The sequence below is a fragment of the Nonomuraea marmarensis genome (genome assembly GCF_043197025.1).
In the GTDB taxonomy this organism is placed as follows: Bacteria; Actinomycetota; Actinomycetes; order Streptosporangiales; family Streptosporangiaceae; genus Nonomuraea; species Nonomuraea marmarensis.
Genome location: NZ_JBICRM010000007.1, coordinates 272,763 through 285,695, shown reverse-complemented (window position 1 = coordinate 285,695; position 12,933 = coordinate 272,763). Strand labels below are relative to the sequence as shown.

At 69.0% G+C, this 12,933-nt stretch carries 13 protein-coding genes; 7 read left to right on the top strand and 6 right to left on the bottom strand.

Features of this window, described 5'->3' with window-relative positions:
- Positions 1–266: 266 nt before the first annotated feature.
- The gene (locus ACFLIM_RS14375) at positions 267–458 is read right to left on the bottom strand and encodes a hypothetical protein (protein ID WP_393165350.1); all 192 of its coding nucleotides are present in this window, start codon (positions 456–458) and stop codon (positions 267–269) included.
- A gap of 75 nt (positions 459–533) precedes the next feature.
- On the opposite strand from ACFLIM_RS14375, the gene ACFLIM_RS14370 reads away from it, so the two are divergent.
- From ACFLIM_RS14370 to ACFLIM_RS14355, 4 genes are read left to right on the top strand one after another with little or no spacing between them, the layout of a single operon-like run.
- Positions 534–1,808, top strand: a complete 1,275-nt coding sequence (locus tag ACFLIM_RS14370; RefSeq protein WP_393165348.1) for an ABC transporter substrate-binding protein — start codon at positions 534–536, stop codon at positions 1,806–1,808.
- Complete coding sequence (locus ACFLIM_RS14365) at positions 1,805–2,689, top strand: carbohydrate ABC transporter permease (protein ID WP_393165346.1); 885 nt, start codon at positions 1,805–1,807, stop codon at positions 2,687–2,689. Before ACFLIM_RS14370 ends, ACFLIM_RS14365 begins: the two co-directional genes overlap by 4 nt.
- A gap of 2 nt (positions 2,690–2,691) precedes the next feature.
- Positions 2,692–3,510 (top strand): carbohydrate ABC transporter permease, encoded by an 819-nt coding sequence (locus tag ACFLIM_RS14360; protein ID WP_393165344.1) that lies wholly within the window; start codon positions 2,692–2,694, stop codon positions 3,508–3,510.
- Positions 3,511–3,524: 14 nt separating this feature from the next.
- Complete coding sequence (locus ACFLIM_RS14355) at positions 3,525–4,412, top strand: nucleoside hydrolase (RefSeq protein ID WP_393165342.1); 888 nt, start codon at positions 3,525–3,527, stop codon at positions 4,410–4,412.
- Positions 4,413–4,447: 35 nt separating this feature from the next.
- Here ACFLIM_RS14355 and ACFLIM_RS14350 read toward each other — a convergent pair whose 3' ends face one another.
- Complete coding sequence (locus ACFLIM_RS14350) at positions 4,448–5,905, bottom strand: ATP-binding protein (RefSeq protein WP_393165340.1); 1,458 nt, start codon at positions 5,903–5,905, stop codon at positions 4,448–4,450.
- Positions 5,906–5,991: 86 nt separating this feature from the next.
- On the bottom strand, positions 5,992–7,005 hold the full coding sequence (locus tag ACFLIM_RS14345) for a LacI family DNA-binding transcriptional regulator (protein ID WP_393165339.1): 1,014 nt from the start codon (positions 7,003–7,005) through the stop codon (positions 5,992–5,994).
- A gap of 244 nt (positions 7,006–7,249) precedes the next feature.
- Here ACFLIM_RS14345 and ACFLIM_RS14340 point away from each other — a divergent pair, with 244 nt between their 5' ends.
- Positions 7,250–7,663, top strand: coding sequence for a hypothetical protein (locus ACFLIM_RS14340; RefSeq protein ID WP_393165337.1), 414 nt, complete (start codon positions 7,250–7,252; stop codon positions 7,661–7,663).
- Positions 7,664–7,696: 33 nt separating this feature from the next.
- On the opposite strand, the gene ACFLIM_RS14335 is transcribed toward ACFLIM_RS14340, so the two are convergent.
- From ACFLIM_RS14335 to ACFLIM_RS14325, 3 genes are read right to left on the bottom strand one after another with little or no spacing between them, the layout of a single operon-like run.
- Positions 7,697–8,929: a CaiB/BaiF CoA transferase family protein gene (locus tag ACFLIM_RS14335; protein ID WP_393165335.1), complete on the bottom strand. Its 1,233-nt coding sequence runs from the start codon at positions 8,927–8,929 to the stop codon at positions 7,697–7,699.
- On the bottom strand, positions 8,929–9,705 hold the full coding sequence (locus ACFLIM_RS14330; protein WP_393165333.1) for an enoyl-CoA hydratase/isomerase family protein: 777 nt from the start codon (positions 9,703–9,705) through the stop codon (positions 8,929–8,931). The genes ACFLIM_RS14335 and ACFLIM_RS14330 overlap by 1 nt, the downstream gene beginning before the upstream one ends.
- Before the next feature lie 2 nt (positions 9,706–9,707).
- A complete protein-coding gene (locus ACFLIM_RS14325; protein ID WP_393165332.1) occupies positions 9,708–10,424 on the bottom strand; it encodes a FadR/GntR family transcriptional regulator in 717 nt (238 codons plus the stop codon).
- Between the two features lie 320 nt (positions 10,425–10,744).
- Here ACFLIM_RS14325 and ACFLIM_RS14320 point away from each other — a divergent pair, with 320 nt between their 5' ends.
- Together ACFLIM_RS14320 and ACFLIM_RS14315 are read left to right on the top strand one after the other, a co-directional pair.
- On the top strand, positions 10,745–11,551 hold the full coding sequence (locus ACFLIM_RS14320; protein ID WP_393165330.1) for an SDR family NAD(P)-dependent oxidoreductase: 807 nt from the start codon (positions 10,745–10,747) through the stop codon (positions 11,549–11,551).
- Positions 11,552–11,955: 404 nt separating this feature from the next.
- On the top strand, positions 11,956–12,933 hold the full coding sequence (locus ACFLIM_RS14315) for an ABC transporter permease (protein WP_393165328.1): 978 nt from the start codon (positions 11,956–11,958) through the stop codon (positions 12,931–12,933).

Below are 12,933 nucleotides of genomic sequence, written 5' to 3'. Positions count from 1 at the left end.
GTCCCCGGCCCCGGGATCCCGCTCGTGCCGTCGGTGGCCTAGCCACAACACGGGCAGTAGTACGCGCAGCGGGCCGTCAGGCGGATAGCCCCCGGCTTGCGAACGGTCATCTTGGTCATGAAGTCACCCCCTCACCTCATGCGGAAGGAGTCGCGAGCACCGCGACGGGATTTCGGCGGCGTGGAGCACCTGCCGCTCTCCCATCAAGCCATGGCCACGCGGGGCGAACCAGGACCACTCCTCCCGGTATGCGCAGGGGGAGTGGCTCAGCAGCCCTTCGAGTACGGCCTGGGCGCGTCGAGGTCGGCGCCGAGCACCCGCGCGGTGCAGAACGAGGCCACCCGCTGGGCCGACACCGCCTCCTTGGCCAGCCGGTCCCGCGCCGCCCAGTCGGTGATCGTCTCGACAAGCTCAGCTAAGGCCGGGAGGTCTTGTCTGTTGGTGCGGGTTCGTGGCAAGCTGGCGCCCACCTTGGATGTGACACGTGTAGATTCGGCGCTTGACCTGGTCAGCGGCCAGAAGGAGCAAAAGCCATGAAGAGATGCCTGGCCCTCGCGAGTCTTCTGGCCGTGCTGGTGGCGGGCTGTGGATCCGGCGGCGGCGGAGACACGGCCTCGAACACGCTGCGGTTCGTCGGCCCCGAAGATCCCAAGACGTTCCAGCCCGTCATCGACGGCTTCCAGGCCAAGAACCCAGGCGTCAAGGTCGCGTACACGCAGATCCCGTTCGACCAGCTCAACAGCACGCTCCAGCAACGGCTGGCCGCCAAGGACGACACGATCGACGTCTACACCGTCGACCAGCCGCGCGTGGCGGCGCTGGCCGCCCGCGGCTTCCTGGTCGACCTGAGCGACTGGAAGGACCGGGTGAAGCAGGCGGCCCTGCCCGCCCAGTACGACGTCAACGAGCACAACGGCAAGCTCTGGTCCGTCCCGATCTGGACCTCCGACCAGTTCCTCTTCTACAACCGGACCCTGCTGAAGAAGGCCGGGGTGACGCCGCCGCCGGGCGACCCGGCCAAGCGCTGGACGTGGGAGCAGACGATCGAGGCGGGCAAGAAGGCTCAGGCCGCGGGCGGCGCGCAGTGGGCGTTCATCCCCGAGCAGATCGAGCAGTACTACCAGTTGCAGAGCCTGGCCGAGTCGCTGGGCGGCGGCCCGGGGATCAGCGGGCCGAACATGCTCACCCCCGCGCTGACCACCGACGGCTGGGTCAGGGCGATGACCTGGTACCACGACCTGTTCTCCGGCAAGCTGGCGCCGCGCGGGGTCGGCTCGTTCCAGACCTCGCCGCTGTTCACCGAGGGCAAGGTGGCCTTCTTCGCCGGCGGCCCGTGGGATGTGGGCACCTTCTCGGCGGCCAAGGATCTCGACTGGGGCGTGGCACCGTACCCCTACTTCGCGGGCGGCAAGCAGGTCACGCCGACCGGCTCGTGGTCTTGGGGCATCAACCCGGCCTCGGAGAACCAGCAGCTCGCCCGCAAGTTCCTCGAGTACGCGGCGCTCGACCCCGAGGGCAACCTGCTGACCACGAAGGCCACCACGATCATCCCGTCGAACCGGGCCGCCTTCGAGAAGTACGTGCCGATCCTCGACGCGCTCGGCGGCGACAAGAGCAAGGGCGTGGGAGCCATCCTGACGTACGACGCCGACCACACGGCCGTGGCGCGGCCCAGGTCGGTCGGTTACATCCAGTTCGAGGACATCATGACCAAGACGTTCGCCGACATCCGCAACGGGGCCGAGCCCAAGACCCGGCTCCAGCAGGCCACGCAGGAGGTCACGACCGCCTGGGCCCAGCTCCGATGAGCGCCCCGAAGCCGCGGCCGCAGGTGGGCAGGCCGGTGCTGGTGTCGCTGGCGTTCCTGGCTCCGGCCCTGGTCGCGCTGCTGGTGTTGCGGCTGGTCCCGGCCGTCATGGCGGTCGCCAGCAGCCTGAGCCACACCAGCCTGGTCACCGGCGAGACCTCGTTCGTCGGCCTGGGCAACTACGCCACGCTCTTCAAAGACCCCACGTTCCTGCAGAGCGTACGCGTCACGCTGGTGTTCAGCCTGATCGTCAACCCGCTGCAGATCGCCGCGGCGCTGGCCCTCGCGGTGCTGTTCACGCGCCGGTTCGCGGGCGTGCGGTTCCTGCGGGTGCTGGTGATCCTGCCGATCGCGGTGCCTCCGGCGGTGTCCGCGGCGATCTGGAGCGTCGCCTACCGCCCCGACGGCCTGCTCAACTCGCTGCTGAGCGTGCTCGGCCTCCCTCCGCAGCCCTTCCTGACCTCGCCGGGCCAGGCCCTGTGGTCGCTTATCGTGTTGCTGTCGTGGATCGGCGTCGGCTATTGGATGATGTTCCTGGTCGCCGGGCTGCAGGACATTCCCACGATGCTGTACGAGGCCGCCGCCATCGACGGGGCCTCGGCCTGGGCCCGGTTCTGGCATGTGACGTTGCCGCTGCTACGCCGCCCGCTCGCGTTCGTGCTGGTCGCCGACACGGTCTCGAACTTCCTCGTCTTCGCGCCCGTACAGATGCTGACCAACGGCGGCCCCGAGGGCTCCACCAACGTCACCATGTTCGACATCTTCACCCGCGCGTACACCGTCGGGGACCTCAGCCTGGCCCAGGCCGAGGTGATGCTGCTGGTCCTGCTCGTCCTGGCCGTGGTAATCGTCCAGTTCCGGCTGCTGCGCGGGAGGGACTGACCGTGTCCAGACGTCTGTACGCCCTGCTCGCCGCGTTGATCGGTCTGGCCTTCGCCCTGCCGCTGTTGTGGGCCCTGTCCAGCTCGCTGCGCGGCGGCTCGGAGATCTTCCAGCACATCTCGCGGTTGTCGTGGCAGACGATCGTCCCCACCGATTTCACGCTGGGCAACTACGGCCGCCTGGTCACCGGCGACTTCGGCCGCGCCATACTCAACTCCCTGCTCGTGGCGCTGGTCACGGTGGCCGCCGGGCTGCTGATCTCGGCCACGGCCGCGTTCGGGCTGTCGGCGGTGCGGTTCAGGGGCCAGGGCGCGCTGTTCGCGATCGTGGTGCTCAGCTTCCTCATCCCGTTCGACGCGATCGCGATCCCGCTGGCCACCCTGTTCCGCGACTGGGACCTGACCAACACCTACACCGGGCTGATCCTGCCGGGACTGGGCCACGGCCTGGCCATCTTCCTGCTGCGGCAGTTCTTCCTGGCCATCCCCGGCGACCTGGTGGAGGCGGCGCGCATCGACGGGCTGGGCTGGTTCGGCGTGTTCGCCAGGATCTACCTGCCGCTCTCGCGGCCCGCCCTGGTGAGCGCGGGGCTGACGCTGTTCATCTTCCAGTGGCAGTCGTACGTCTGGCCGCTGCTCATCGGCACCGACGCCGGACACCAGCTCGCCCCCATCGCCCTCGCGAACATGCGCGGCCAGTTCACCATCGACTACGGCCAGCTGTTCGCGGGCTCGATCGTGCTGACGGTCATCCCGCTGCTGATCATCCTGCGCTTCCAGCGTCACTTCACCCAGTCCATCGCCACCACAGGGCTCAAGTAACCAGAAAGGTCACCATGCCTTCTCCGACCGTGCGCGTCATCTTCGACACCGACATCGGCTCAGACGTGGACGACGCGCTGGCGCTCGCCGTCCTGCTCGGCTCGCCGGAGGTGGACCTGCTCGGCTGCACGACCGTCTACGGCGACACGCTGCTGCGGGCGCGCCTGGCCAAGCGGCTGGTACGGCTCGCGGACCGGTCCCTGACCGTCGTTCCCGGAGCGGCCAAGACGCTGACCGACCGGCCCGTGTGGTGGGCCGGCCATGAGGGCAGGCTGTTCGCCGACCTCGACACCGAGGAGGTGGACGCGGGGGACGCGGTGTCGTACCTGGTCGAAGAGGTGAGCCGGGCGCCCGGCCAGGTGAACGTGGTGGCCGTGGGGCCGCTCACCAACATCGCTCGGGCCATGACGGTCTCACCGACGTTCGCCCGCGATGTCCGGCACCTGTGGATCATGGGCGGCCGGTTCGACGATGCCAAGCCCGAACACAACCTGAAGTGCGACCCGGAGGCGGCGGCAATCGTCTTCGACTCCGGCGCGCCCATCACGGTGACCGGCCTGGAGATCACCACCACGGTGCGGCTCGACGGGGCGGACGTTTCGGCGATCGCGGGGGCGGGGGCGTTGGGGGAGGCGCTCAAGGCGGAGATCGAGCAGTGGTGGCGGTTCTGGAAGGCGGAGTGGAACAGCCCGCACGATCCGATCACGGTGCTGACCATGCTCGTACCGGAACTGTTCGAGTTCAGCCCGGAGGGGCGGGTGGCCATCGGGACGGACGGGTCCAGCACGTTCGAGCCGGGTGGCGGACGCACCCGGATCTCCACGTCCGCCGAGGCCGGCCAGGTCGCCCGCGAGATCGTCCGCCGCATCGTGGCCGCCGCTCCCCGATCGTGGTCGGCCTGATTCGCAACTGAGTGAGGTGCCGAGCGGGGAGATCGCTAGGAGTAGAGGCGGTCAGGAGAGACCAGCATGACTTCACCGTTCTCGGCCGCGAGTAGATCCGCGGTGAATCCGGCGGCGCTGTAGCAGGCCAGGCGGGTCGATCGCGTGTCATACCCGCGGGCCGCGAGAAGGTCACGGACGCGGCGCAGCCGTTCAACATGCCCCTCGCACATGACGTCTCCCCACTTCACCTCTCCCAGGGAGAGCACCTTGCGAGGCCCTCCGTCCGGCTCTGCCAGGACCACCACGTCAATCTCGTGGCTGGTCCGGCGTTCGGGATCGTTGACGACGCCGTGACCGATCTCCGCCGGCACGTCGCCGAACGCCTCGGCTCCCGCGAAGTCCGCCGCCCACGTGCGGCAGACCTCCTCGAAGTGCGGCCCCACCACCCCGCTCAGGAACCGGTCACGGCTGCGCTTCCAGACCTGGTCGGCTCGCCTGCGCTCCAGCTCCCGCCAGGCCGGGCGCATCACCGAGTGGTAGAAGGTGATCAACGGTTCCGTGATCCGGTAGAGCGGGCGGGCCACCCGCAGCATGTCAGGGGACTTGGCCAGCAGCCCCGCGTCTTCCAGTACGGCGAGCGGATGACTGATCTCCGTGGCCTTGCGGCCAATGTAGTTGGCGATGCCGCCGCGCGAGGCGTTCCCTTCCGCCACCGCCGCCAGGACGGAGTGGTACAGGGCGGGATCGCGCAGGTCCGGCTCCTCCGCAAGGAGGTAGCGCGCCTCGCGGAAGAGCGGGCGGGCGGGGTTCAGCACCGCGCGCTTGACCCAAGCGTCGAAGTCGGCGAGCGACCGCGGAACGTCATCGCGAACGTATTCGCGACGGTAGGCAGGTGTCCCGCCCACCACGGCGTGCGTGAGCAGCGCCAGCCGCGGATCGCCGATCTGCCAGAACTCCGCGGCCAGCCGATAGTCCAGCGTGGGCACGACCAGTTCCAGACCCGCCCTGCCGCGTAGCGGCGCGTTCCCGGCCAGCAACCCGCCCATGAAGGTGAGGGCGGAGCCGCACAGGATCAGGCGGATCGGCGATCCTCCCTTGCGCCGCCGCAGGTCCAGGGCCGCCTGGAGCACGGACGGCAGCTCGGGGGAGACCTTCACCAGGTAAGGGAACTCGTCGATCACCACAGGAATCGGAGACGACGTCTCCAGATCGAGGATCGCCTCGATGATCGCACGCCAGGACGTGAAGTGGAGCGGGGCGGGGCTACCGAGCCGAGCGGCCAGTAGCTCGCCGATCAGGTGGAAGTGCTCAGCGGGAACCGCCTCGGTGCCTTCGATGTAGATGCCCCCTGCCGCATCGCAGATGGAGCCGAGGAGCAGGGTCTTGCCCTGGCGCCGCCGGCCCGACACCACGCCGAGCGTTGGATACGGGGAGTCATCGCTGATGAAGTCGACCAGTTCGACCCACTCCGCCTCGCGGTCGAAGATCTCTGAAGGCTTGGCCACTCTCACCCAGAACAATATAGAAGTACGGTTAATATAAGTCTAGTTCAACATCCTTTTGGTGCGTGTACGCACCGACACCGCCATCGACCTGGTCAGCGGTGGAGGCGGGGTTCGGGGCAGCCGCAGGAGCCGCGCGTTACCAGGGCGGCGGAGAAGATCTTGGTGACCGGCTCCGCCGCGTCCGACTCGATGGCCCCTACCAGGGTTTCCGTGGCGTGCCTGGCCATCTCGGCGATTGGCTGGCTGATCGTGGTCAACCCCGGCACCGTGTACGCGGCCTCGCGGGCCCCGTCGAAGCCCGCCACCGCCACGTCCCCCGGCACCCGCAAGCCCAGGTCCGCCGCCGCCCGCATGGCGCCGATGGCCTGGTCGTCGATGGAGGCGAACACCGCCGTGGGGCGGTCGGGCGAGGACAGGAGCCGGAGGGCGGCGTCGTAGCCGCCCTCCAGGCTCAGCTCGCCCTCCGCGATCGCCCCAGGGTTCGCCCCCGCCTCCAGGAGCGCCCGGCGCCAGCCGGCGGCCCGGAGCTCGACGGGTGTTATGTCTAGGGGGCCTCCGACGAAGCCGATCCGGGTGTGGCCGTGGCCCAGGAGGTGGCGAGTGGCCTGGTAGCCGCCCTCCTCGTCGTCCACCGCGAGCCTCGAGAAGAACGGGGGCGCCTCGTGGTCGATCGTGACCACCGGGATGCGGCCGCGCATCTCCTCCGCCCATTCCGGTGAGACCGGCACCCGCATCAGGACCAGCCCGTCCACCTGCCGCCCCAGAAAACTCCTGACATAACTCTCGGCCCGCGCCGGATCCTCGGCGGAGTTGCCGAACAGCACCGAGTAGCCCCGCTGCCAGGCCACCTCCTCGCACGCCCGGGTGAACTGGCCGAAGAACGGGCTCTTCCCACCGGCGCTGTCGGAGGCGATCAGACCGATCGTCCAGGAGCGCCGCGAGCGCAGCGACCTGGCCACCGCGTTCGGGCGGTAGCCGAGCTCCTCCACCGCCGCCAGCACCCGCCGCCTGGCCGACTCGGAGACGGGCCGGGGTCCGTTGTTGATCACATAGCTGACCACGGCGGGCGAGGTGCCCGCCAGCCGCGCCACGTCGTTGCGCGTCACCACTCGCGTCTCACCCCGGCGTTCACGAACAAAGCTTACGACTCGGCCTCACCCAAGCGAGCCGCTGAACGTGACGGTTCGGGACTCGCGGCCAAGAGGGACACCCAACCCGGACGAGCATGTCATGCGCCTGTTTGGTGATGGGCACGATCACCAACCGAGAGCGGAGCCATCGCATGCGTGCCGCCGCCCGCCTGTCTTCACCGATCCCCAGGAGGCGGCCGCCCACCTGGCACTCGCGGTTATGTCCATCATGGTGCACGGCCGCAACCGCAAGGTCATCGAGGCGTTCAACGCGGCGCTGGCGGACACCCGCGATGAACACGCTACGCAGTACACTGAATACGCCTACAGCATGGCCGCGCCCGAGATCCGGCGCATCATGGAGGAGATCATGACGTCCACTGACTGGCCGGTCTACAGCCCCTTCGCCCGCCAACACTTCGGCCGCGGCCTCGAAGAGGGCAAAGCCGAGGGCAAAGCGGAAGGCGAGGCCAGAATCGTGCTGCTCGTGTTGGCCGCCCGCGGCCTCGACGTCCCGGACGATATCCGCGCCCGTATCTCTGCATGCACCGATCTCGCCCAGCTCGAGACCTGGGCCACCCACGCGGCCACCGCCCAAACCCTTCAAGACCTGTTCGACGAACCGGGCGAATAGCTCCTCACGGCCCGAGTCCACCTGCCCGCCGCGTCACGGCCCGCCCACGCGAGCCTCCCGGTACGGCACCAGCCGGACGGGCCCGACCAGGCCGTACGCCTGGCGCGCCAGCCCGCCGTAGACCGCAGGGTCCGCCACCCTGAGCCGGTTGCCCAGCGGCGTCGCCACCCGCACCTCGATGGTGTTGCTCCCGCGCCGCAGGTGAGGTCCCACGTCCACGACCGGATTGACCTGGTCGACCGGGTCCAGGCGGCGGCCGTTGACGGTCACCCGGCAGGTGTCGGTGACCTCCCCGAGTTCCAGGTACGCCCCGCCGTCCCAGTCCAGGTCGACCCGGGTTGTGTACGTCCCGACGCCCGACACATCAGCCAGCTCCGGAATGTCCGACCAGGGGGCGAGCCGGTCCAGCGCCAGCTCGTGGACCAGCCGAGAGGTCTCGGACGGTGTGCCGCCCGGCCGCCAGTCCTCCACCCGGAGCCGCCACGACGCCAGGACTGAGGGCCCGGGCACCGCGCCGATCTCCGTGGTGACCGTCCTCCCGCTCGACACGCCGTAAGGAGCGCGGATGTAGGTGTGGCCGTGCGGCTCGCGCCCGCGCCGCTGCGGCACCCCGCCGACCGTGAAGATCGACAGCTCCTGCATCTGCACGGCGATGGCCGCGTCCAGCATGTTGACGCTCACCCGCTGGCCCTCGCCGGTGCGCTCGCGGTGCAGCAGCGCGGCCAGCGCGCCCTCGAACGCGCTGTAGGCGGTGATGGCGTCGATGGCGTACGTGCCGGCGGGCGCGGGCGGGTCGCCTTCCCTCCCGGTGCTGAGCATGGCGCCGCTCATGGCCTGCAGCAGCAGGTCCTGGCCCGGTCTCGACGTGTACGGGCCCGTCTCGCCGTACCCGGACATGGAGACGTACACGATGCCGGGGTTGAGGCCGCTGATCGTGTCGTAGTCCATGCCGAGCCGCTCGGCCACGCCGGGACGGTAGTTCTGCAGGAACACGTCGGCCGTCGCGGCCAGCCGGTGCACGATCTCGCGGCCCTCGTCCGACTTGAGGTTCACGGCGAGGCTGCGCTTGTTGCGGTTGAGCGACAGGAACGAGGCGTTGACCCGGTTGCCCGTGGCGCCGCCCGCGGGGGTGTGCCGCTGCCACTCGCCGGTCACCGGCTCCACCTTGACCACGTCCGCGCCCAGGTCGCCCAGCCGCATGGCGGCCAGCGGGCCCGCCATCGCGATGGACAGGTCGACCACGCGGTAGCCGTCGAGCACGCCCATCAGCGCCCCTCGAACACGGGCTCGCGGCGTTCGGCGAACGCGGCCCTGCCCTCGGCCGCGTCGGCGGTGGCGAAGCAGACGGTCTGCAGGTCCCGCTCGTACTGGATGGCCTGGTCGAGCGGCATCGAGTACGCGGCCCTGAGGTTGGCCTTGGCCGTCTGCGCGGCGATCGGCGGCCGCTTGGCGATCTTCCCCGCGAGTTCGAGAGCGGCGGGCAGCAGTTCCTCGCGCGGGAACACCTCGGTGACGAGCCCCCACGCCAGGGCGCACTCGGCGTCGACGGGGTCGCCGGTGAGCAGCATGGTGGCCGCGTTGCTCGGCCCGGCGGCGTGCGCCAGCAGGGCCGACTGGCCGCTGCCGCCGATCCAGCCCAGCTTGATCTCCGGCGCCGCGAACGTCGCCGTGCCGGCCGCCAGCCGGATGTCGCAGGCCAGGGCCAGTTCCAGGCCGCCGCCGTAGGCGTAGCCGTTGACCGCCGCGATGATCGGCTTGCGCAGGGCGCGGACCGCGTCGCCGTAGTCGCCGCGGTTGCGGAACTCCCACGCCGTGGCGTACTCGTCCAGCTCGCGGATGTCGCTGCCGACGCAGAAGGAACGCTCGCCCGCGCCGGTGAGCATGGCCGCCCTGATGCAGGGGTCGGAGTCCACCCGGCTCAGGCAGGCACGCAGCGCGGCGGCCATGTCGGGGGTGATGGCGTTGAGCTTGGCGGGTCTGTTCAGGGTCACGACGGCCACGGGGCCGTCCACGTCGATGAGGACGTCCAAAGGTCGGCTCATTTCTAGCAGCAGAGGCGTACGTGCTGTTCTGCGTCGGCCCGGGCGACCTCGACCACCCCGCGCATGGCCTCCTCGGCCTTGCGGTGGTGGTGGCGCCTGATCGCCAGGGCCACCCGCTCGTGGCCGGGCAATGTCTCCTTGTTGTGCTCGACCGAGCGGGTGTGCACCTGGCGTACGGATCGCAGGGCGATGCTGATCATGTCGTAGATGTAGAGCAGCAGGTCGTTGTCCGCCGCGGCGAACACCGCCTTGTGAAAGGCCAGGTCGGCCTCGATGAAGGGCTCGGGGTCGTCGGCCGTGGCATACAGCGCGGCCATGGCCTCGTCGACGCGCCGCACCGCCGCCGCGTCCGCCCGCTCGGCCGCCACCCTGGCCGCACCCGGCTCCAGCGCAACCCGCAGGTCGGCCAGCACCCGGATGTCCTCGGGCCGCGGCTCGGGCTCGAACCGCCAGCCCAGCACGTCGGCGTCCAGCAGGTTCCAGGAGCCGCGCGGGCGCACCCTGGTGCCCGCGCTCCGCCTGGTCTCCAGCAGGCCCTTGCCGGCCAGCACCTTCACGCCCTCCCGTACGGCGGAGCGGCCCACGCCGAGCTCGCCGACGAGCCGCTCCTCGATGGGGATGGACGTGCCGGGGGCCAGCGCGCCGCCGACGATCTGGGCGCCGAGGGCGTGCACCACCTGGACGTGCCGGACGGAGCCCCTCTGGGGATCGGTTGCCACGATCACGCACGCTATCCGGCAAATCCGAAATTTCCTAGCTTTCATCCGATGAAAGGGAAATTTCATCGGATGAAGTGATCGGCCGTTAACATTCCGCACTCTTGGTAGCACGCGCCCGTGTGCGTGCTGGTGTCCGGCGATCCCGCGTGCGCCGCGGCAGGCATCACGCCGGATCCGCCTACGCCGTCCGGAGTAGGGCGAGGACCGCGCGGCACTCCCGCGGACGCAGTACGGAACGAGCCTCGCGCCTGATTCTTCGAGCCCCCGCGCAAGGGAATGTGGAGTGCACATCCACGAGGACGAAGACGAGGTGCGCGGTCATGATGTATCCGGATCTGCAGGGCAAGGTAGCGCTGGTCACCGGCGGCTCAGGCGGCATCGGTCGCGAGACCGCCCGGGTGCTGGCCGAGCAGGGCATGCGGGTCGTGGTCAACGGCCGCGATCCCATCGCCATCGAGAGCGCGGTGAAGTCCATCGAGGGTACGCCGGTCGGCGTGGCCATCGAGGGCGCGGCCATCGGCGTGGCCGCGGAGCGCACGGTGCTCGGCGTGGCCGCCGACACCACCGACTTCGCGGCCGTCGAGGCCATGCGGCAGGAGACGGAACGGCGGCTCGGTCCCGTGGACGTGCTGGCGATCTTCGCGGGCGGCGGCACCGGCAGGCCGCGCCCGATCGACGAGACGAGCGAGGAGGACTGGCACGCCACCGTGCACGCCAACCTCACCTCGACCTTCCTGGTCATCAAGAGCTTCCTGCCCGGTATGAGAGAGCGCGGGCGCGGCTCGATCATCACGATGTCGTCGCTGGCGGCCCGCACCCCGACTTCCGCCTCCGTCGCCTACACCGCGGCCAAGGCCGGGGTCATCGCGCTGACCAAGCAACTCGCGCACGAACTCGGCCCTGTCGGCATCCGGGTCAACAACGTCGCCCCATCGACGATCATGACGGACCGGCTGGAGGAGCGCATGCCGGCGGAGTTCAAGCAGCGCATGCTGGCCGAGCACCCGCTCGGGCGGCTCGGCACCCCGCTCGACGTGGCGAACGTGACCGCCTTCCTCGCCTCCGACGCCTCATCGTGGCTGACCGGGCTGACGATCGACGTCGCGGGCGGGAAGTGGATGCCCTGAGCATGTACAACAGCAGGCGCCGATGACGCCGTCGACGCCGTGCTCGCCGAGCTCACTTGATGATGTAGGTCATCGTGAAGTGGATCACTTTGCGTAACCGGCAATTTTTGTCCGGATTCTGTGACATTGACCCTTGTGGACGTGCCGTGAAGGACGCCTAAACGGGCGATGTTTCCGCTGGTCAGAGCCCATTTGGTAAGGGGTCGTACCAGTCTTGCCGATCTATTGTGAGTGACCTGACCGTTATGTCGAACGGTTTCTGACTGTTACATTTTTACATATATTCTGCGCCTTGATCGCCATCACGACGTCAAGTGGATATCCACGATGCGAGATGGGTTTTCGTTGCGAGGGCGCCTCTCCGACCGGAAGTTCGTGCCCTCGGTCAGCGCGAACGGAGAGTAATGGGCAAGTACCTGCTTCGCAGGTTGGCAATAAACCTGGTCTTGGTCGCGATCGCGGCAAGCCTGGCGTACATGCTCGCGGCCACCACCATGAACCCGCGAGCCGCGTACCAGGGGCGCCAGCCTCCGGTCGCCGAGGAGGTCATCGACGCCACCCTCGACGCCTACAACCTCAACGACAAGGTCCCGGTCCTCGTGAGGTACGGGACCTGGGCCAAGGGCGTCGTCACCGGGGACTTCGGTAAGACCTGGAACGGCGGCTCGGTCAACCAGGAGATGGGCCGCCGGATCATGGTCAGCCTCCGGCTGATGCTCATTGGCACGCTCTTGGGCTTCGCCCTGGGCGTCGCGCTGGGCGCGTGGTCCGCGGTGAAGCAGTACAAGTTCAGTGACCGGTTAATCGGCGTGAGCTCGTTCGTGATCTTGGCGATCCCGGTTCTCGTCCTCGCGACCCTGCTGGCGATCGCCACGTACAACCTGAACAGAGGGCTGGGGTTCACGCTGATCGAGTACACCGGCGAGTACAACCCCCAGCTGTCGGGCTGGGACCAGTTCGTCAACCGGCTGAACCACCTGATCCTGCCGACCATCTCGCTCAGCCTCGGCCTGATCGCCTTCTACAGCCGCATCCAGCGCAACATGATGCTGGACGTGCTGGGCCAGGACTTCGTCCGCACCGCGATGGCCAAGGGCCTGCGACGCAGGACCGCGCTCACCAAGCACGCGCTGCGCACCGCGCTGATCCCCGTCGCCACCTACTTCGCCTTCGCGTTCGGAACGTTGTTCACGGGAGCCACCTTCACTGAGAAGATCTTCGCCTGGCACGGCATGGGCGCCTGGCTGGTCGACTCGATCAACGCGAACGACGTCAACTCCGTCGCCGCGGTGACCTTCTTCACCGCCGTCTGTGTCCTGTTCGCCGCCTTCCTGTCCGACGTGCTGGTGGCGGCCCTCGATCCTCGGGTGCGGGTGAGCTGA

Bases quoted from the DNA above. Each gene is read 5' to 3' on its own strand.
- ACFLIM_RS14370 (WP_393165348.1), top strand. From the start codon at position 534: ATGAAGAGATGCCTGGCCCTCGCGAGTCTTCTGGCCGTGCTGGTGGCG.
- ACFLIM_RS14365 (WP_393165346.1), top strand. From the start codon at position 1,805: ATGAGCGCCCCGAAGCCGCGGCCGCAGGTGGGCAGGCCGGTGCTGGTG.
- ACFLIM_RS14355 (WP_393165342.1), top strand. From the start codon at position 3,525: ATGCCTTCTCCGACCGTGCGCGTCATCTTCGACACCGACATCGGCTCA.
- ACFLIM_RS14340 (WP_393165337.1), top strand. From the start codon at position 7,250: ATGTCCATCATGGTGCACGGCCGCAACCGCAAGGTCATCGAGGCGTTC.
- ACFLIM_RS14335 (WP_393165335.1), bottom strand. From the start codon at position 8,929: ATGGGCGTGCTCGACGGCTACCGCGTGGTCGACCTGTCCATCGCGATG.
- ACFLIM_RS14330 (WP_393165333.1), bottom strand. From the start codon at position 9,705: ATGAGCCGACCTTTGGACGTCCTCATCGACGTGGACGGCCCCGTGGCC.
- ACFLIM_RS14320 (WP_393165330.1), top strand. From the start codon at position 10,745: ATGATGTATCCGGATCTGCAGGGCAAGGTAGCGCTGGTCACCGGCGGC.
- ACFLIM_RS14315 (WP_393165328.1), top strand. From the start codon at position 11,956: ATGGGCAAGTACCTGCTTCGCAGGTTGGCAATAAACCTGGTCTTGGTC.